11 protein-coding genes are annotated in these 19,290 nt (G+C 51.7%); 6 read left to right on the top strand and 5 right to left on the bottom strand.

Annotation, left to right across the window (positions count from 1 at the left end; all coding sequences use genetic code 11):
• Positions 1–412 precede the first annotated feature (412 nt).
• Entirely contained in the window at positions 413–883 is a 471-nt protein-coding gene (gene argR, locus JWF83_RS02400; RefSeq protein ID WP_313855305.1) for a transcriptional regulator ArgR, read from the bottom strand.
• A gap of 448 nt (positions 884–1,331) precedes the next feature.
• Between argR and mdh the strand changes: the two genes are divergently transcribed.
• Positions 1,332–2,267: a malate dehydrogenase gene (mdh, locus tag JWF83_RS02395; protein WP_413648364.1), complete on the top strand. Its 936-nt coding sequence runs from the start codon at positions 1,332–1,334 to the stop codon at positions 2,265–2,267.
• A gap of 43 nt (positions 2,268–2,310) precedes the next feature.
• On the opposite strand, the gene degS is transcribed toward mdh, so the two are convergent.
• The 3 genes from degS to zapG form a co-directional block, all read right to left on the bottom strand.
• Positions 2,311–3,372 carry an outer membrane-stress sensor serine endopeptidase DegS gene (degS, locus tag JWF83_RS02390; protein WP_413648363.1) on the bottom strand — a complete coding sequence of 354 codons (1,062 nt, stop codon included), beginning with the start codon at positions 3,370–3,372 and terminating at the stop codon, positions 2,311–2,313.
• Between the two features lie 94 nt (positions 3,373–3,466).
• Positions 3,467–4,834, bottom strand: a complete 1,368-nt coding sequence (gene degQ / locus JWF83_RS02385) for a serine endoprotease DegQ (RefSeq protein WP_413648361.1) — start codon at positions 4,832–4,834, stop codon at positions 3,467–3,469.
• Between the two features lie 130 nt (positions 4,835–4,964).
• Positions 4,965–5,366, bottom strand: coding sequence for a Z-ring associated protein ZapG (gene zapG / locus JWF83_RS02380; RefSeq protein ID WP_413648359.1), 402 nt, complete (start codon positions 5,364–5,366; stop codon positions 4,965–4,967).
• A 176-nt stretch (positions 5,367–5,542) separates the two neighbouring features.
• On the opposite strand from zapG, the gene zapE reads away from it, so the two are divergent.
• The 5 genes from zapE (at position 5,543) to sspB (ending at position 9,212) form a co-directional block, all read left to right on the top strand.
• Positions 5,543–6,673 (top strand): cell division protein ZapE, encoded by a 1,131-nt coding sequence (gene zapE, locus JWF83_RS02375; RefSeq protein ID WP_413648358.1) that lies wholly within the window; start codon positions 5,543–5,545, stop codon positions 6,671–6,673.
• Positions 6,674–6,918: 245 nt separating this feature from the next.
• On the top strand, positions 6,919–7,347 hold the full coding sequence (rplM, locus tag JWF83_RS02370) for a 50S ribosomal protein L13 (protein WP_413648356.1): 429 nt from the start codon (positions 6,919–6,921) through the stop codon (positions 7,345–7,347).
• Between the two features lie 15 nt (positions 7,348–7,362).
• Positions 7,363–7,755, top strand: coding sequence for a 30S ribosomal protein S9 (rpsI, locus tag JWF83_RS02365; protein ID WP_017801478.1), 393 nt, complete (start codon positions 7,363–7,365; stop codon positions 7,753–7,755).
• Between the two features lie 319 nt (positions 7,756–8,074).
• Positions 8,075–8,716 carry a stringent starvation protein SspA gene (sspA, locus tag JWF83_RS02360; protein WP_413648355.1) on the top strand — a complete coding sequence of 214 codons (642 nt, stop codon included), beginning with the start codon at positions 8,075–8,077 and terminating at the stop codon, positions 8,714–8,716.
• 4 nt (positions 8,717–8,720) lie between these two features.
• Entirely contained in the window at positions 8,721–9,212 is a 492-nt protein-coding gene (gene sspB, locus JWF83_RS02355) for a ClpXP protease specificity-enhancing factor (protein ID WP_413648353.1), read from the top strand.
• A gap of 165 nt (positions 9,213–9,377) precedes the next feature.
• Here the strand turns inward: sspB and JWF83_RS02350 are convergent, their stop codons facing one another.
• On the bottom strand, positions 9,378–19,277 hold the full coding sequence (locus JWF83_RS02350) for a hypothetical protein (protein ID WP_413648352.1): 9,900 nt from the start codon (positions 19,275–19,277) through the stop codon (positions 9,378–9,380).
• Positions 19,278–19,290 lie beyond the last annotated feature (13 nt).

Here is a 19,290-nt window from a genome sequence, read left to right as displayed (position 1 = left end):
TATCTTTTTGTTTAGTGTGATTCACATCACGAAAAGAAGTATAGATCTAATCACTGTGGAAATTAATACTCTGCTAATAATATTTTGTTGGGATACTTTGCGGGGAAAGCGGTTTTTAATAACTCCTGGTTATAACAAAAGCTTATAGATTGAATCCGTCATGTTAATATCATGTAAAAACAGCAACATAAGTCACTTTAGCTATTCGTGCGTAACTTTGCAGTCGATCACGCTATGTCAGCAGTGGCGGCAGGGGAAAAGAGGGGGAATGGCTTGCTAACCCAGTGATTTATGCGGCTTTGCGCCATTTGCGGGTCACTAATAACAAAAAAGCCGACAGAGTCGGCTCTAAGTAAAGGTAATGCTACAACCAGGTAAGAGGCAGGTTACGCGGCGGTTTCACGCCCGCTATTTATAGTTCTTGTTCGAATAACATCAGAATCGCGTCATACAACTGTTTTACCGTAAAGGCACGGGCTGGCGTAATAAAGATGGTGTCGTCGCCAGCGATGGTGCCGAGAATGCCTTCGGCTTTACCCAGCGAGTCCAGCAGGCGGGCGATTAACTGTGCGGCGCCCGGGCTGGTATGGATCACTACCAGCGCATCGTTGTAGTCGATATCCAGCACCAGATTTTTCAGCGGGCTGGTGGTGGTCGGCACGCCCAGCTCGGCCGGCAGGCAGTAAACCATCTCCATTTTGGCATTGCGCGTACGTACGGCGCCAAACTTAGTCAGCATGCGTGAGACTTTGGACTGATTAATATTGTCGAAACCTTCATCCTGAAGCGCCAGAACAATTTCACCCTGAGAGCTGAATTTTTCTTCTTTCAGTAAGGCTTTAAACGCCTTAATCAGATCTTCTTGTTTTGATGGGTTACGCATAGGCTACCGATATAAAAGAGGGAATAACAGGATACCCGACTGCGGGTGGTACATTATTATGCATTTAAATGAATGGTTATGCAAATAGACTTTGCAGGGCCGGGCGGCTATTTCATGGCGGGAGCGCATTCTAACAAACTTTCCGGGTGATGAAAAATCAGCTGAAAACACTCGCCATACAGGTAAAGTAAACGGATTGTTATCAGATTGTTCTTGTTTTGATCGCGAGCATCGGTGTATTGTAATCGCAGAATAATGTGTCGGTATTTTGCTATGAGCTGGCGTCAAACCTGTACGTAATCCGATCGGATTAACTATTTTTTACCCGGTTGAGTGCGACAGTACGCAAAGTAATGACAACATTCTCGTCATTACCTCTCAGGTTGGCTATCCTTGTAGACAAATGGATTCCCGGCACTTTTCTGATCACTATAATAAGGAGTTTAGGATGAAAGTTGCAGTCCTCGGCGCAGCCGGCGGTATTGGTCAGGCTCTCGCGCTTCTGCTCAAAACCCAGCTTCCGGCAGGTTCAGAACTCTCTCTGTACGACATCGCTCCTGTAACACCAGGTGTTGCAGTTGATTTAAGTCATATCCCTACAGCAGTTAAAATAAAAGGTTTCTGCGGTGAAGATGCCACGCCAGCCCTGCAGGGTGCGGATGTGGTGCTTATTTCGGCAGGCGTGGCACGTAAACCGGGTATGGATCGCTCCGACCTGTTTAATGTTAACGCCGGCATCGTACGTAACCTGATTCAACAAGTGGCCAGCACCAGCCCGCAAGCACTGATTGGGGTAATTACCAATCCGGTGAACACCACCGTGGCGATTGCCGCCGAAGTGCTGAAAAAAGCCGGTGTTTACGACAAGAATAAACTTTTCGGTGTCACAACGCTGGATATCATGCGTGCTAACACCTTCGTGGCTGAGCTGAAAGGCAAACAGCCGGAAGATCTGGATGTACCGGTAGTGGGCGGACACTCGGGTGTGACCATTCTGCCATTGCTGTCTCAGATCCCCGGTGTGAGCTTTAGCGAGCAGGAAGCGGCGGAGATGACCAAACGTATCCAAAACGCGGGTACGGAAGTGGTGGAAGCGAAAGCGGGTGGCGGCTCGGCGACCCTGTCAATGGGTCAGGCGGCAGCACGCTTTGGTCTCTCTCTGGTACGCGCACTGAAGGGTGAAAGTAACGTAGTAGAGTGTGCATATGTTGAAGGGGATGGCGAACATACCCGTTTCTTCGCGCAACGACTGTTGCTGGGCAAAAACGGTATTCAGGAACGTTTGCCTGTCGGCACGCTAAGCGCATTCGAACAGCAGTCGCTGGAAAGTATGCTGGATACGCTGAAGAAAGATATTACACTGGGCGAAGAGTTCGTTAAGTAATTCGCGGCTGTCGTAAGGGCGGCATAAATGCCGCCCTTATGGTTTAATTCTGTTGCGGGTACTCGAGTATGGTCACCGGCATCGTCAGTTTCTGATCGTTCCGCATCACCTGCACCTGAATCACTGAACCTGGACGGATCTCGGCGACCTGATCCATGGTTTCCTGCGCGGAGACCGCGGGTTTGCCATTCACGCTGGTAATCACATCGTTAATCTCAATACCGGCCTTCGCTGCCGGGCCGCCAGGCGCCACTTCGCTAACCACAATCCCCTGAATACGATCAATACCCGCCCCCTGACCATGCAGCGGCGGCACTTCACGCCCGGTGATACCGATATAGCCACGGATCACCCGCCCGTCACGAATCAGCTTATCCATGATTTTGGTCGCCAGTGCGGTAGGAATGGCAAAGCCGATACCTTCCGGCGTTTCGCCATCATTGCTTTTATCGAAGGAAAGGGTATTGATGCCCATCAGCTCACCCAGCGAGTTGATTAGCGCGCCGCCAGAGTTGCCGTGGTTGATTGACGCATCGGTTTGCAGGAAGTTCTGGCGCCCGGAAGGACTCAGGCCAACACGTCCGGTGGCGCTGATAATCCCCTGCGTCACGGTTTGCCCAAGGTTATAGGGATTACCAATCGCCATTACAATATCGCCGACATGCGCCATGCGTTTCGGGTTGATGGTGATCACCGGCAGGTTGGAGGCGGTAATTTTCAGTACCGCCAGATCGGTCAGGCTGTCAGAGCCCACCAGCATCGCTTCAAAAAAACGGCCATCCTGCAAGGCGACGATAATCTGGTCGGCGTTATTGATGACATGCCGGTTGGTCAGAATATAACCTTTTGCGTTCATGATAACGCCGGAACCGAGGGTGGTCACGCCGCCATTTTGTGTGCCGCCCCCGGCGCCACGGTTGTAGACGTTCACCACGGCGGGCACAGCACGGCGTACGCCGCGGTTATAACTCACCGGCGTTTCATCGGCACTATCATCGTGCGCGTAAATCAGGCTACTGCTAATCCTCAGCGCTGGCATCGCCGCTAATAATATGCCCGCAACGATCAGGCCAAGGATCACCGAACGCAAAAGTTTAGGAAACATGGTGTTAAGTCAGGCCAGGAAAGAACGGAAGGCAGAATAACATGAGTTACGCGGACACACACGGGGTTGTGTCCGCGTCGTGATAACAATAACGTTAACGCAGCAGCAGATAGATGCTTTCACCGGCACGCACGACATTCAGAGCGATTAGCGGCGGTTTTGCTTCCAGTTGCTTACGCAGTTCGGCAAGGTTTGCTATCGGGGTGCGGTTGATACCGATAATCACATCATCTTTATGCAAACCAACCTGCTCGGCCGGTGTCGACTTGGCGACGGCATCGACCTTCACCCCTTTGGTGCCATCTTTCAGCTGACTGTCGCTGAGGGTCGCGCCTTGCAGTGCCGGTGACAGTAGCGCAGCGCTGGCGGTGCTTTGCGCGCTGTTTTCAAGCTTAACGGTAACCGCGAGCGGCTTACCATCACGCAACAGGCCAATTTTCACCTCTTTGCCCGGCGCCGTGGTGCCAATCTTGACACGCAGCTCGGCAAAACTACCGATCGGCTTATCATCAACGGAAACGATAATATCGCCGGCTTTAATCCCGGCGCTGGCAGCGGCGGATTTTGGCAGCACTTCGCTGACAAAGGCACCGCGCTGGGCATCAACATTAAAGGCTTTGGCCATCTCGGCGGTCATTTCGGTACCTTTGATACCCAACTGGCCACGCTTCACTTCACCAAATTCAATCAGCTGCTGCGCCAGGTTCATCGCCATATTGGACGGAATAGCAAAGCCGATACCAATATTGCCGCCGCTTGACGCCAGTATGGCGGTGTTAATCCCAATCAGCTCGCCATTCAGATTAACCAGCGCACCGCCTGAGTTACCCCGGTTGATGGCGGCATCGGTCTGAATAAAGTTTTCCAGCCCTTCGAGATTCAGACCGCTGCGACCGAGCGCTGAGATAATCCCGGAGGTGGCGGTTTGTCCGAGACCGAAAGGGTTGCCGATAGCCACGGCAAAATCACCTACTTTCAGCCGATCGGAGTCGGCGATTTTCACCTGGGTGAGATTTTTTGCGCCGCTAATCTGGATCAGGGCGATATCGGTCTGCTCATCATGACCAATCAGTTTGGCGTCATATTCATTGCCGTCACTCAGCTGCACGCTGATTTTATCGGCTCCGTTCACCACGTGATTGTTGGTGAGCACATAGCCTTTTTCCGCGTTGATAATCACCCCGGAGCCAAGACCTTCAAATGGCTGCGGCTGGCCCTCACCTGAGCCTTCCTGACCAAAGAAGCGTTTCAGTGGCTCGGGAATATCCTGAGTTTGCGTCTGAGTGCCTTCGACATGCACGCTGACCACCGCCGGCAACACTTTCTCCAGCATCGGCGCCAGGCTCGGCAGCGATTGTCCTGCGATTTGTGCCGGTAACGCCGCCATAGCCTGCGGTGCGACGGTGACATTCAGGCCAATACTCAAGGCTAATGCGCTAAACAGTAATGATTTTTTCTTCATCGTTACGACGCTCTCGCTGCAAAAATGGAAGGGGGAAACAGTATGGAGACTGAAAACTGTGACAGATGATTCAGAAAAGGGTTCGGTGTTTTCATGCTAAGAGGGGCGCAATCGCGCCCCGGGAAATTGATTAGTCGCGTCTGGCGCGTTCGCCACGCAACAAGCCGGAAGCGCCGTCGGAGTAATCACGCGGCATCTGAACCGGTACCTGATCGTTATCCGCTTCTGCTTCGGTTAACTGCCAGGCAAACGGGTTCTTATCACCCGGAAGATTTGGCAACAGGTCGTTAGAACCTTTCGCCATATGCTGATAAAGCTGACGATAATCGCGCGCCATATTGTCCAGCAACTCAGCGCTCTGGGCGAAATGATTCGTCAGTTCATCACGATAATCAGCCAGCTCGGCTTTCGTTTTTTCCAGTTCATACTGCATGCTACGCTGTTCACGCAATTTCTTATTACCAAAACGCATTGCCACCGCGCCGATAATGATACCAACCACCAAACCAATAAGCGCGTATTCCCAGGTCATATCATGACTCCCATGTTGTCTTCGTTGTTCCGTAGGGCCTTTCAACTAATAATAGCCACTATACCCGCTAATCTATTCGAAGTGGAATCCTGCGGCGGCATCGCTTAGTGTAGAACGGCCTTTTTTTCGTCAACCGACGATGAGACAGACTACTTTTCAGGGAATGTGATTGAACAATGCAAACAACTTCTCCTCTGGCGCTTTATCAGCAGGCGCTGCATAACGGCGAATACCAGGCCGATGATGTCCAGCGTGCCGCCATTACCCGTTTAGACGCTCTGCAGCAGGCTTTAATCGCCGCTCCGACAGTGGTGATGGAGCCGGGCAAAGGGCTGTTTGGCAAGCTGAGCAGACTCATGGGCAAGGATAAATCAGCCCGACTGGAACCGCTGCGCGGCTTGTATATGTGGGGAGGCGTCGGGCGCGGTAAGACCTGGTTGATGGATATGTTTTTTCGGGCAATTCCTGGCGATCGCAAGTTGCGGCTGCACTTTCACCGCTTTATGTTGCGCGTACATGAAGAGCTGACTCAGCTGCAGGGACAGGCAGATCCGCTGGAGATCATTGCCGATGGTTTTAAGGCGCAAACCGATATTCTCTGCTTTGATGAGTTTTTTGTCTCCGATATCACCGATGCGATGCTGCTCGGGACCCTAATGGAAGCGCTGTTCGCCAGGGGGATTTCGCTGGTGGCGACGTCGAATATTCCGCCAGACGATCTCTATCGTAATGGTTTGCAGCGCGCGCGCTTTTTACCGGCAATTGAATTGATTAAGCGCCATTGTGATATCATGAACGTGGATGCCGGTATTGATTACCGTCTGCGCACCCTGACATCCGCTCATTTGTGGATGCAACCGCTGAATGAACAGACCGATCGCGAGATGGATCGGATGTTTGTCGCGCTGGCAGGGCGGGCGCGCGACGCGGATAAACCGGTACTGGAGGTCAATCACCGCGCTCTGCCAACCTTAGGTATGGCCGAAGGCGTGGTGGCAATGGATTTTCACACCTTATGTGGCGAAGCCCGTAGCCAGCATGACTACATCGAACTGTCGCGTCGTTTCCACAGCGTGCTGCTGTTTAATGTGCCGGTGATGATTAACCGCACCGAAGATCAGGCACGTCGTTTTCTGGCGCTGGTGGACGAATTTTACGAGCGCCACGTCAAGTTGGTGGTGGCGGCAGAAACGTCGTTGTTTGAGATTTATCAGGGTGAACGGCTGAAGTTTGAGTATCAGCGCTGTTTGTCGCGTTTGCAGGAGATGCAGAGCGAAGAATACCTGCGGCTTGACCATTTGCCCTGATTGCCAGAAAAAACCTTATGGGGTCGACGATTTAATCGTAAAAAAGGGTCGCGCTTTGTGTGCGACTTCTCTATAATCTTGCGACCCCACGTTACAGCAAAGGTTTTTTTCCCAAAACTTTTGTGTTCCAGTAACTCTATCCGAAGGGGTGGGCTTGCTGGTCAAGATGGTCGTGTGAGCCTCAACCGTTTATTCAAGCGTTTGGGATTTCACCAACGTGTAACTTAATTTGGGTAAGCTTTCAGATGAAAACTTTTACAGCTAAACCAGAAACCGTAAAACGTGACTGGTACGTTGTTGACGCAACGGGCAAAACTTTAGGTCGCCTGGCGACTGAACTGGCTTCGCGTCTGCGCGGTAAGCACAAAGCGGAATATACTCCGCACGTTGATACTGGTGATTACATTATCGTTCTGAACGCTGAGAAAGTTGCTGTAACTGGCAACAAGCGTAGCGATAAGATTTATTACCATCACACTGGCCACATCGGTGGTATCAAGCAAGCGACCTTTGAAGAGATGATTGCTCGCCGTCCTGAGCGTGTGATTGAAATCGCGGTTAAAGGCATGTTGCCAAAGGGCCCGCTGGGTCGTGCTATGTACCGTAAACTGAAAGTTTACGCGGGCAACGAGCACAACCATGCGGCACAGCAACCGCAAGTTCTGGACATTTAATCGGGATTATAGGCAATGGCTGAGAATCAAAACTACGGCACTGGTCGCCGCAAAAGCTCTTCCGCTCGCGTCTTTATCAAGCCGGGTAGCGGTAACATCGTTATCAACCAGCGTTCTCTGGAACAGTACTTCGGTCGTGAAACTGCCCGCATGGTAGTTCGTCAGCCGCTGGAACTGGTCGACATGGTTGGTAAATTTGATCTGTACATCACCGTTAAAGGTGGTGGTATCTCTGGTCAGGCTGGTGCGATCCGTCACGGTATCACACGCGCTCTGATGGAGTACGACGAGTCACTGCGTGGCGAACTGCGTAAAGCAGGCTTCGTTACTCGCGATGCGCGTCAGGTTGAACGTAAGAAAGTCGGTCTGCGTAAAGCACGTCGTCGTCCACAGTTCTCCAAACGTTAATTCGCTCTGTTTACAGCGCAAATTATCGAAAACCCGGTGCCAGCACCGGGTTTTTTCTTGGCTGATGCCGGATAAACTGTCGAATCTCAACGCTCACTAGCATTTTCCCGCCAAATCTTCAACACTGCCCCCACAACCAGCCTAAAATCTGGTAAACTGTCTGTCACTTTGCGCCCGTAAGCCGGGTGGGTTACACGTGCTTATCCTGTCAGGATGCCGGGTCAGCGTAACTTATGGCTGCGAGCCGTTATATCAAGCAGGTTAGTCGCCTCGTGGTTGGCTATTCGCAGTAATTTTCTCGATAAACTTGGAGGTTTTCATGGCTGTCGCTGCCAACAAACGTTCGGTAATGACGCTGTTTTCTGGTCCGACTGACATCTTTAGCCATCAGGTACGTATCGTGCTGGCTGAGAAGGGTGTCAGTGTAGAGATCGAGCAGATTGAAACGGATAATCTGCCTCAGGATCTGATTGACCTCAACCCGTATCGCACCGTGCCAACGCTGGTGGACCGCGAGCTGACGCTGTATGAATCTCGTATCATCATGGAATACCTTGATGAGCGTTTTCCGCATCCGCCATTGATGCCGGTTTATCCGGTGGCGCGCGGCGAGAGCCGTCTGATGATGCATCGTGTGGAGCAGGACTGGTACAGCCTGATGCGTAAGGTCGAAAACGGCAATGCGCAGGAAGCTGAAGCCGCGCGTAAACAACTGCGCGAAGAGCTGCTGGCGATTGCGCCACTGTTCGCCCGCACGCCATTTTTTATGAGCGAAGAATTTAGCCTGGTTGACTGCTATCTGGCACCACTGCTATGGCGTTTGCCGCAGATGGGCATTGAACTGGCAGGCACGGGTTCGAAAGAGCTGAAAGGCTATATGACGCGCGTGTTTGAGCGTGATTCCTTCCTTGCTTCCCTGACGGAAGCGGAACGTGAAATGCGCCTGCAAACGCGGGGCTAATAGTATGGAAATGTCTCAACTAACCGCACGTCGCCCTTATCTGTTGCGAGCGTTTTACGAGTGGCTGCTGGATAACCAGCTGACGCCGCATTTAGTCGTAGACATCAATCTGCCTGGCGTAATGGTTCCGCTGGAATATGCCCGTGATGGACAGATCGTTCTGAATATCGCGCCGCGTGCCGTCGGTAACCTTGAGTTAGGCAATGATGAAGTGCGTTTTAATGCACGTTTTGGCGGCGTACCTCGTCAGGTGACGGTGCCGCTGAATGCGGTGCTGGCCATCTATGCCCGTGAGAATGGCGCAGGCACTATGTTTGAGCCTGAGCCAGCCTATGAGGGCGGTGAGCACAGCTTTATGGCTGAGCAGGATGAACCGGATACCGTGATGTCGGTGATTGATGGCGACCGTCCTGATGACGCTAGCGGTGATGGTAATAATCCTGATGATGATCCGCCGCCGCGCGGTGGTCGTCCGGCACTGCGCGTGGTTAAATAATATATTTACGGTCGCGTCATATGACGTATATAGCTGTAGCTGTAGGGGAGCCATTAATGGCTCCCTTTTTAATGGCTCCCTTTTTAATGGCTCCCTTTTTAATGGCTCCCTTTTTCCTTTTTAATGGCTCCCTTTTATTAATGGCGGCCGTTTTTTGGCAACGGGTTACACGCCAAGAAGCCAGATCGACGGTTGCTCGTCCCCCTCAGACTGTTGCTGCTCAGCGGTTTGCTGAAACAGAAACCAGGCCTTAGACAGGTCCTCGCTGGCGCGATCGGGATGTTGCACGACAAAATGGTCACACAGCAAACCAAACAGCATTTCCACATCGGTCATAATCAGCCGGGTAAACAGCACATTGCTGTTAAATAACTGGCGGAGAAACAGACCGTAGCGGCGCGGTTCAAGTGGCAGCGTAAGACTTTCCTGCAGAAAGTCAGCGGTATCCGGCAGGGCGAAGAACTCACGCTCTTCCTCGCCCCAGTCAGTGGTTGCGTCAGTGATGGCCAGCTGGATACGATCCTGTAAACGTGACCAGAAGGCGCTACCGGAAAACTCGCCCAGCGCCCACGGACTGGAGAGGCGTAGTCGGGTCCAGGCGACAAAATGGCGTGCATTGCCCGGCTGCGCATTGATGCCCGCCAGACGCGGTTCCGCATTATCAGCAGCAGCGGGGCCCGGCTTTATCAGTAATAAATCTTCGTGTTGCTCCATACTTATCCGCCACGCTGGCGCCACGCCTTCGGTTTGATTACCTGTCGGATCGCCTTTCCCGGCGGTCAGAATCAGGCGAATCGGCCAGTGATATTTCTGCGGCATAAACACCATATCCTGTGCCGAGGCTTTCGGCCGCAATACTATTATTTGCTCAGCGCGCTGCGGCGTGCGCCAGTAGTTTACCAGGCGCTGGCAGGTGTTTAGCCACTGTTGTGCAGCCTGCTGCATCTCTGGCGCCTGCCACAGAACATCAGGCAACGTCAGCAGGCGATCTAACGTCTTCTCCTGTAGCGGCAACTCTGTTGCCAGGGTGTGGAGTTGGTCCAGCGCCTGCTGCCAGCTCTGGTTTGCGCCAGGCGCCAGGCGGCTATCGCGCACCGATAGCCACGGTTGCTGAAACAGATCGGCGCTGGCATGCAGCTGCTGATTGTAATAACTGAAAAAATAATTTTGTGCGAAGTGCTGGCGTTGCAAATTCTGCACCGCATCGGTCGCGGAGGATGCATGCTGCGTTATACCCTTAATAAAGCCAATCGCCGTGGTGGCGCGCGTCATCAGTTCGATACTTTGCTTAATCCACACCTGCAGTTTTTCGGAGTGGTAATGCAGATAATTGTCGGCGGCGATCCCGGCCTGCATGGTGGTTAGCAGCTGTTTCTCCAGCGCAATTTTCCTCAGCGCCGCGTCGCATTCAGCAGGGTTGTACAGGTCGATATCGCGCCAGTCGAAGATCTCCCATAGCAGACCACCGATACTGAGATCGGTATTTTCCTGTTTTGCATTCTGTTTTACCTCGCGATAAAAATCCCGGCCAAATGAGCGTAAGCGGATAATGATATTAAATAGCTCGCTTACTGCTTCGCGGTTGTTGCCAAAGCGAAACGGAATATCGTCAATGGCGCTGCTGGCGGCTATTATCGCTGTCCACCGCGCATCCTGGGAGCTGGCCAGATCCGATTCAGCACGTTGCTGCTCCCCGGGCTGGAGTAATAACCAGTAATCAGCGCTGCGCTGTTCAGCGATAATACGGTCAATAGCGAGATTAAACTGCTGCGCGTTGGCTGCCATAATCGCATGGGGAAACTCGCTGGTGAAGGTGGGGGATGGCTGTAGTTTGCCGCCGTCATCGAGGATGCGGTAACTGATATGCCGGTAGTTATCTTCACTAAACATAAACACCAGGCTTCCGTCACTGCGTTGCAGGAGACGGGAAGCCGGCAGCATGGCGGGCTGGCCATCGCTGCCATTTCCCCACTGCAAATAGGCGGTGGGGGAAAAAATACCCTGCTGAATAAGCTGACTGGCGTTGCGCTCTGCAAGTAGCTGCCAGCCTTCATGCGGCGTAACTGTCCATTTACCTTCCTGTGCGACTTCAGGCGGATTGGTTTCCAGGGTAAAGGAGAGATCGGGTGAGGCTTTACCCTGCCGCGGGGAAAAATCGATACGAAACCCCGCGCCGGGTAACTCCGTCACCGTTACCGGGATCACGGCATCACTGATGCCCGGAGAAAAATAGCTTTGCTGTTGTTTGCCGCGCCCGTGGGTATATACCGCTGCTAATAAGGGATGACGGATGGCGCCGGCGGGCAACGGAAATGCCTCAGCCATAGCGCATTGCAGCTGCCATGCCAGCGGTATGGAATTATCAAAAAAGCGCTGTACCGTGATGGCGCCACGGCGCAATGCCTGAATATCCTGTTGCAGCCAGTCAAACAGCGTTAAGGATGGCCAGATCGGCGAAATGGTCTCGTCATCTGTCAGCAGGTATAAAGCTTCGCGATTTTCGATCAGACTGGCGTACAGCAGACGTTTGCCTTCTGCCTGCCAGCCGAGGTAGCAGAGGCGGCTCAGCGGATCCCACCAGAAACCGGCGAAACCCTTTTCCGGCAGACTGGCCAGCGGTGTTGTGCCGTATGTCGGCGTGGTTGATCTTAACAGGTTTACCAGCGCAGGCCAGTCGGTGCTGGCACCCATTACCTCGCTGATCGCCTGACTGAAGCGACTGGCTGGGGATGAGCCCGTGATATCGCTATTATTCTGCTGCAGCCACTGCGCTATATCCGCATGGGCGGCAATGGCGCTGAGATGTTCATTCTGTTCCGGGATAAAATGGTAATGGCTGGCATCGTCCTGGCCAAAGAAAAACAGATGCTGCGTTAGCCAGCTGTTTAATGTCTCTTTTAACTGGATAAATGCGCTTTCATCACCGCTGTGCGCCAGCGCGTTTACGCGGGTCTGTAACTCGCTATGCATCCAGTCAGACAGCACCGTTGCAGGTTCTGCTACCGGCTGGCTGTCGGTCTGCGAAACCGCCGGCAAGGTGATTTTCACCGGTTCCAGCAAGGTGCGATTGGTCGTCGTAAAACTAAAGCAGAGTTGCGCTAACGCCTCTTTTGTCGCCTGCAGCGGCTGTTGACGAAAGATCAGCGGTACAGATTGTGGGTTGCCAAGCGGCAGTAAAATGCCCTGCTGGTTAATGACGTTAAAGGCAAACCCGGCAACCTGTGCATAGGCGAGGGGGCTTTGCGCTGCCAGATGCCAGGTGGCTTGCAGCTTGCCGCTTTTCAGCGCCTGGTTAAGGCGGTGGATTTCATTGGCAGCCAGTTGATGCAGGGTGAGTTGCAGCAGTTTACGCTGGTTCTGCAGCGCAGCGGTTATCAGCGCACGCAATTGTAGCCACACATCTTCAGGCAGCGAAGAGAGTGTCAACCGATGGAGAAACAGCGCCAGACGCTGACTGGCTTCGAGGCAGCTAAAAATATGTTGTTGTGTTTCCGCCGCTTTTTTCACATTTGCGGCCATCGCCTTCAGGGCATCGTTCACCTGATGCCCCTCCGTCCCGGGCCTGGCGCCGCTGACCAGCGCCAGTTGGTGGATGGCGGTTTCCCGCAGTGACAACAGACCCGCGTCATGCTGAGCGGCCCAGGCGAGGCGCAGCAGCTCCTCTGGCGGGCTGTTTTCTGCCCGGAGCTGCCGGGAAATAATCGCTCCGAGGCTAAGTAGTTGTGATGAGTGGCTGGTTAACGGCGCAGTTGCCAGTAAGGCTTCCACATCAGCCAGATCGTTGGAGAAAGAGAGCAGATGGCGCAAAGTGGCGGTGATATAACGGCGTAGCGCATGTTGGGTTTCTTCAGCGTTACTCTTCAGCTGTGGCAGGTAACGACGGTAGATATCACTAATCAGTTTTTCGCTAAAACTGAGTTCTGACAACCTGGAGAGGCTGAGTTGCGGATCCGCGAGCTGGATTTGCAGATGATCGGCGATAAATTCGTATAAATTCGCGGTCGCCGCGGAAGTCATGTGCAGGAGATCGCTTAATAGCCGCAGTAGCGGGTAGCGATCCGCAACATCCAGCGGCGGCAGATAGCGACATAATACACAGAGCTGGTAATCGACAATATTACCCTGCGCATCAATCACGCTGTTAATCAGCTCGATGGCATCGCGCTGAGTGGCACTCTCTGGCAAAGGTCGTTTGTCTAACTCGTGCCCGCGTAAACGCTGATGAAAAGGGCGCGATGCGAAGCGGATAAAAGTATTGAGCACGTTAATCAGTTGTTTTTGGTACAGCGGCTGGTTATTAAAATGAATGTCGGGTTTCAGTGAGGTCTGTAGCTGTTTGGTCGCTAACACCACCGTTTCATTAAACCCCGCGGTGTCGAACGCAGAAAGCGGCCATGAGGGCCACAATGAGTGTAGCTGGCGCCGCGGGCGGTGATGGGGTTCTGACATAAAATCGTTGGTCAGAAAGGTAAACCAGTAGCCATTATCGGTGAGATACACCTGGCAGAAGAACAGCCGCGGATACAGGGCGCAGCTTGTTGTCAGCGCCTTGCTTACGTCATCAATAAACAGCGGATTGACCACACCATTACTGATGATTGCCAGCTTGCGGTCGGCGTGAATCTGCCGCTGCTGCCAGCTCTGGCTTAAAAATTCCGTCGCATGGTTAAGTACTGGCGTCAGCATTTCATAGTGCATTTCCGGAAACAGATAGGTCTGCAATGCCATCTGCCAGGCCTCCTGCGCACTCTTTTCACGCCATTTGTCCACCGGGAAGCCGGCCAGTGCTTTGGCGCTGTATTCAACCCGGGCGAATGCGTGATAAATCGCTGAAATATCCTGCTCCAGCTGGAGCCAGTTGCTGGTGAAGCTGGCGAGCGTGGGGGCGATGGCGTCCGGGTGCTGGTCAAGGTATTGCTCAAGCCGCTGCAGGAATGTCTCAATGTTAGGGCTGAACAGCGTGATATTAGCGTCGTTACTGGCGATACTCTGTTTGCAGTAGTGAAAAAAGTGCTTAATTACCGCCGCATGAAATTTCTTCTGCGTCGGGTTATGACTGGCGCCATAAATAGTGAATTTTTCCAGGTTATAAGACAAATCCTGCAGCATCAGATCCCACTTACGTTGCTGATCGCTTACCTTGCCGTTCATTGTTTGCCACAGCGCCGCCATATCTTCACTCATCAACAGATACTGAATCATAAACAGATAACTCAGTTCAACGCCCTGAACGTTGCTGGTCAGCAGCGCTTTAATGGTTTTTATCGTCTGGTCGATAAGCATTTTCTGGTCGCTGGTTATCTCCACCGGCGGATTGATATAAGGCCTGCTGAGAAAATCAGCATAATAACGATAGAGAGCCTCTTCGGTAATCTTGATATGTTTTCTTTTGTCGGTCTTATAATAATCCTCTTTCGCTAAAATCATATTGGTATAACTGCGTGCTGGTATAGTCAGAGAGATAAAACAAAACATGGCCATCTGGTTATAACGTTCGGGAATTATCCATCCGCCATTTTCTGCTGCGCCAATGATCGCGGCTGGATTTGGATCGCTGAGAGCAACGAAGAACAATTTCTGATAGAGCGTGGGATTTATACCACGCAGATCGAAAATATCGAGGAGGGTATTATCCGGCCGTGCAGACGATACCTCACAGGTCACATTTATCTCCCTGGGATGCGGGAGGATATATTTTTCATTCTCCACTGACTCCGCAGCCTGAGGGTTACTCCAGGGGACCTGTAATTCACTGACTTTATTTCTTGAATAAATATCTTTAGCAAACATTTTCGCAACATTAACCCCCCACGGGATATTGGCGGATAAAAATCCCTTGCGGGTACTTAATGACAGATAGGGAAAGGCAATATAAACGGGGATGGATAACAGACTTCCCATAATTCGCCGAATCTCGTGGTGTGATTCGATAATTTGATTATCAAGAAAATTCATGTTATCGGCTGACTGTCGGATTTTTTCACGAATCGGTTTTACATGACTGACAGGAGAGGATTGAATAATGGCTTCTTCAAGCTGTAAATTCAGTACGCTTAATTCATTTTTCCGCATCCAGCGCTGGATATAGATTGTTCGCAGGGATTGCAGCAATGAGGCGAGGTTTTTCTTGATGCCATAGGCCATATAAAAATCGGCAGCGCAGATGGTGGTCTGGAACGCCGGAATCAGCATTGAAGGTGGGGTGACATCCTGCTTGATAAAGAAAATATCGCGAAACAGTTCAAAACAATTGTAAAACGGGAACAGCTCTGCCAGCTGCATTAATATCCCCTTTTCTTTATCCTGTTCGACTTTAGTTGGGTTATGCGCCTTTGCTTTTAAATGAGTCAGCAGTTTTTTACGGTTGTCGGTTATCTCATTGATTAACGCATTCAGCGGAGTGGTATTCTGATCGCCAACACGCCTTTCATTGTAAGATATAATTATTTCCCGCGGGTTTCTGACCGCTTCGCATATCAGGCCACGGTAATAATCGAAGCGTTGAGAGATAAACTTACCGGTCTGATCCCAGCTGCTCAGTAGCGTGGTGTTAGGTTTTTCCGCCTGGATGCAGGGATCAAAAAAAGACTGCTCATCCAAAAACAGAAAAATTTCATTGAGCAGGCGATCTTGTGGGTTAAATATATCCGCCGTGTTATTCAGCGCCAGCCTTTTTATAGGTAGCTGGCGTTGCACGCGACTGGCTTCAATATGCAGAGCATAATAACGTTTCTCTTTTTTCTGACTGTTATAGCCAAAAAATATTTTACCCACCAGGTTATAGGGGCGTTCATTGTAAGAAACGCGCTCTGTAAATTGCGGGAGGAAATTTAAACAGGCAGGCTGTAGCAGATAACGTAATAATTTAAATCTTTTTACCGTAACGTCTATTGAGTATAGCCTGGTTTGGGTATTATTGAGGAAGACAGCCTCTTCTTCCGGCAGGATTTTAAACGCTGATTCCACAATCGAACGATAGGTTTCACAATGTTGCTCAATCATTTGCTGGTAGGATTGATCGAATTTTTGATACAACTCGGATAACGACAAATGTTCTTTCAGAGTGAATAATTTTCCGTCGCCAGGCACATAATCACGTAACGATTCAGGGATTTTTTCCGGCAGGTAATGATATAATACGCCAAAACCATCCTCAAAGTTACGTATAATATCGCGAAAACTTTTACATTTCTGTAAGGTGCGAATTTCCGCCTCAATACGACCCTGAGTTTGAATTCTTAATTTTATGGTGTGAAAATCTTGCACGACGTGGATGTCAATACCCGGGAATACCACTTTAATAATGTCATCAAACGAGATAACCGGCATAAATTCAAGTTTGGTGTCATTTTTCTGATATTCATACATTTTATTATTAATGTCTTTATAAGCATTCTCAAGGTATTCCCGGTCGGTAGTGGTATTATAACTGGGGTAACTTCTGATGCGGGCGATAACAAACGCATCAATTCTGCCGTCAATAACTGCGGTGGCATATTCATCATTCCTGACATAAAGGTTATCGGTGAACTGTTTACCAAGATAATTCCAGATATAATAAATTTCTTTGGAAATAAATTGTACCTCTCCCCGGCCATTGCGCTCAAGAAACAGCAAGTCAGGCGCTACCATGGAGATCAGGAAATCGGTGATTTTACTCATGTCTGAACGGCTAAAGACGCCCAGCGCCAGATACTCTTTGGCACAATGTACGCGTAATTCCTGCAGAATAAATTTGATGGCGCTGTTTTTTTTGGTGTTAATAAAGTGGATCCAGATGAAATTTATTTTTCGCCCCATGGAAAATACAATGCTATTGATATCAACTGGTTGATTTCTGCTGGCCGGGGTGAATATCACTGATAGCAGATATAATAAATACGCATTCATCTCGTTGCGTTCTGTACTTTTGAAAGTGGTGACATTTAACTTATTCAATAGCTGTTCCGCATGGGAAAGGTTGATATCACCATCTTTCTCAAGCAGATAATCAAATAATTCTGCCGCCAGCGTCACACCGGTTTTATCGGAATGCAGCAACTGTCTGATGTTATTGGTGACGCTGAGACAAATATTGCTGTCTGCATTGAGCGCATTGTTTTCGGTTTCAGTCGTGACGGCGGGGGGCGTTAAGCTGTTACGAATATAGCGCGCCCCGGCCAGCAAGGTGACGCCGCCGGCGACGGTGATGGGCAGGAATAAGCTGGTGCGGCCATGCCACCAGTTGTGCTGCGTGGCGGTTGCGGCCACCACCGCCGTGGCGCTGGAAACCAGTAGCGGGACGGTAGCCGCTTTCTCTGCCGCTGATGACGCCTCACCGATCGCTATCCCCCCTTCGTTAATACGGTTCAGCGGGGAAATCGTGACTTCATCCATGGTGGTCTGCTGGCGGGATAATATTTTCTGCCGGGTATCCTGATATCGCTGGTAATAATTCTCCGAAGCAGCACTCTCCGCCTGCTGCCTCTCTCTTTGCCACAGCAGTTCTCTTGGCATGGCACGAATCACGGCGCGGTCCAGCGCCTTATTTACTCTGAATTCGTCATCGGGTCTGCCGGGATGGGTGCGCTGGTACCAGGCTTTTGCCTGCTTCTGCTGCATTTCTGCGTCATATATCCGCTGAAACGCCTGACTCTGTTGCGATAATTGACAGATGCCCTGAATGATCCTGATGCCATGGCTAAAGATGTTGGCCGTCGGCATTTTCCCCTCCAGGCAGCCGCTGAAGCGCAACATGGTATACAGCGCGAGGATCAGTGTTATACCGGTGGTGACGACTTCAGTGACGCCGCTATCGCGGCACAACTGCACAGCTGGCTCAATTACCTCATGGTGAAGTGTTACCAGCCAGCCGGGCTGCGCGATATCTTCATACGCGCAGAGGGTCAGGCCGGTGTTCAGGAGTACCATAAGGGTGTCGGTAATCCCCTCGCTCAGGGAGACCTGATGCCGTTGCAACCAGATGATCAATAGCGCCGGCAGGCTGGTGAGTATCGCTGCGCCTGAGGTGGCGCCAGCGACCAGATTAATCAGGCGGTTAAGCAGTTCCCCCCCTCCGCTAATACCCGCCTGCCAGAGAATATCGCTTCCCTGGCGGCTGCATATCAGTACGGCGGCCAGCAGCTTGCTGAGATCGGGATGAATAACATTGAGTAAGTTAGAGGCGAGGGTGGCCCGGCTGAGCAGGCTAAGTTGATAATGGATGGCGTTTTTCACCTGTGTGGCGAGGGTATTGAGTGGCCATGATGCCTCCTGCACAGAAGCTGGCAACAGCCATGGCTGCTGGTCGCGGGCATCAAAGAAGCTATCCTCATCACTGGCGGTAGCCAATGCTTCCTGCGGCTGATGCTGTCGTTCCAGCTTTGCCATTAACGCTTCGGCCCACACGATTTGCGGCGATGCCGCCTCGTGGCATATCGTCTGTTTAATATTGTCACGCAGCCCCTGGCCGCCCTGTTGAATGCGCTGTTTGCTTATCCCGCCTGTGGTTTCCCAGCGGTCAAATCCGGCCTGTAAGGCGGTGGCGGCCGCATCGGTCAGACAGAAACCCTCTGCCGGGATAGCGACAAAGCGGTTATGCGCATCGGCACTGACAACTATCAGCTCCGGGTTTGCCGGGTCAGCACTAAAGCTGACGTTGCCTTCGCTGGCGTACCAGGCGTGATAGTGATGTTGCCCGACGCTGACTACCGCCAGCCGGCGGCCTGACCGCAGCAACTGCGGATAGTTTTCCCGATCCAGCGCCTTGCCGGTTGCGGAGTCAATAAGATACATCGCACGGTTTTGCTGGTTAGTGATAACCAGCACGGCGTCCGCCTGACGAAATAATCCGGAGAGGGCGATCAGATAGGGCATGATCTCAAAGCGGTCATCCGTCCAGGCATTTGCCCGATCGATATTATCGATTACCCACAACAAATGGGGAGGGGCGGCGGGGCACTGATGTAATGACCGTGAGACGTTAGTAATGGCTGTCACCGACAGCGGGCGGTAATCAGCCGGCTGCGGCTGGATCGGGGCAAGGCGGATGTCGGCAGTAGCGACAGTAGCGATGTTAGTTTCCATAAGTGCACTCACT

Source organism: Pantoea sp. B65 (assembly GCF_047308185.1).
Classification (GTDB): domain Bacteria; phylum Pseudomonadota; class Gammaproteobacteria; order Enterobacterales; family Enterobacteriaceae; genus Erwinia.
Note: the sequence above shows the minus strand (reverse complement) of the source record. Positions and strands in the feature narration are given on the sequence as shown.

Coding starts and splice junctions, on each gene's coding strand:
- argR (WP_313855305.1), bottom strand. CDS start 883: ATGCGTAACCCATCAAAACAAGAAGATCTGATTAAGGCGTTTAAAGCC.
- mdh (WP_413648364.1), top strand. CDS start 1,332: ATGAAAGTTGCAGTCCTCGGCGCAGCCGGCGGTATTGGTCAGGCTCTC.
- degS (WP_413648363.1), bottom strand. CDS start 3,372: ATGTTTCCTAAACTTTTGCGTTCGGTGATCCTTGGCCTGATCGTTGCG.
- degQ (WP_413648361.1), bottom strand. CDS start 4,834: ATGAAGAAAAAATCATTACTGTTTAGCGCATTAGCCTTGAGTATTGGC.
- zapG (WP_413648359.1), bottom strand. CDS start 5,366: ATGACCTGGGAATACGCGCTTATTGGTTTGGTGGTTGGTATCATTATC.
- zapE (WP_413648358.1), top strand. CDS start 5,543: ATGCAAACAACTTCTCCTCTGGCGCTTTATCAGCAGGCGCTGCATAAC.
- rplM (WP_413648356.1), top strand. CDS start 6,919: ATGAAAACTTTTACAGCTAAACCAGAAACCGTAAAACGTGACTGGTAC.
- rpsI (WP_017801478.1), top strand. CDS start 7,363: ATGGCTGAGAATCAAAACTACGGCACTGGTCGCCGCAAAAGCTCTTCC.
- sspA (WP_413648355.1), top strand. CDS start 8,075: ATGGCTGTCGCTGCCAACAAACGTTCGGTAATGACGCTGTTTTCTGGT.
- sspB (WP_413648353.1), top strand. CDS start 8,721: ATGGAAATGTCTCAACTAACCGCACGTCGCCCTTATCTGTTGCGAGCG.
- JWF83_RS02350 (WP_413648352.1), bottom strand. CDS start 19,277: ATGGAAACTAACATCGCTACTGTCGCTACTGCCGACATCCGCCTTGCC.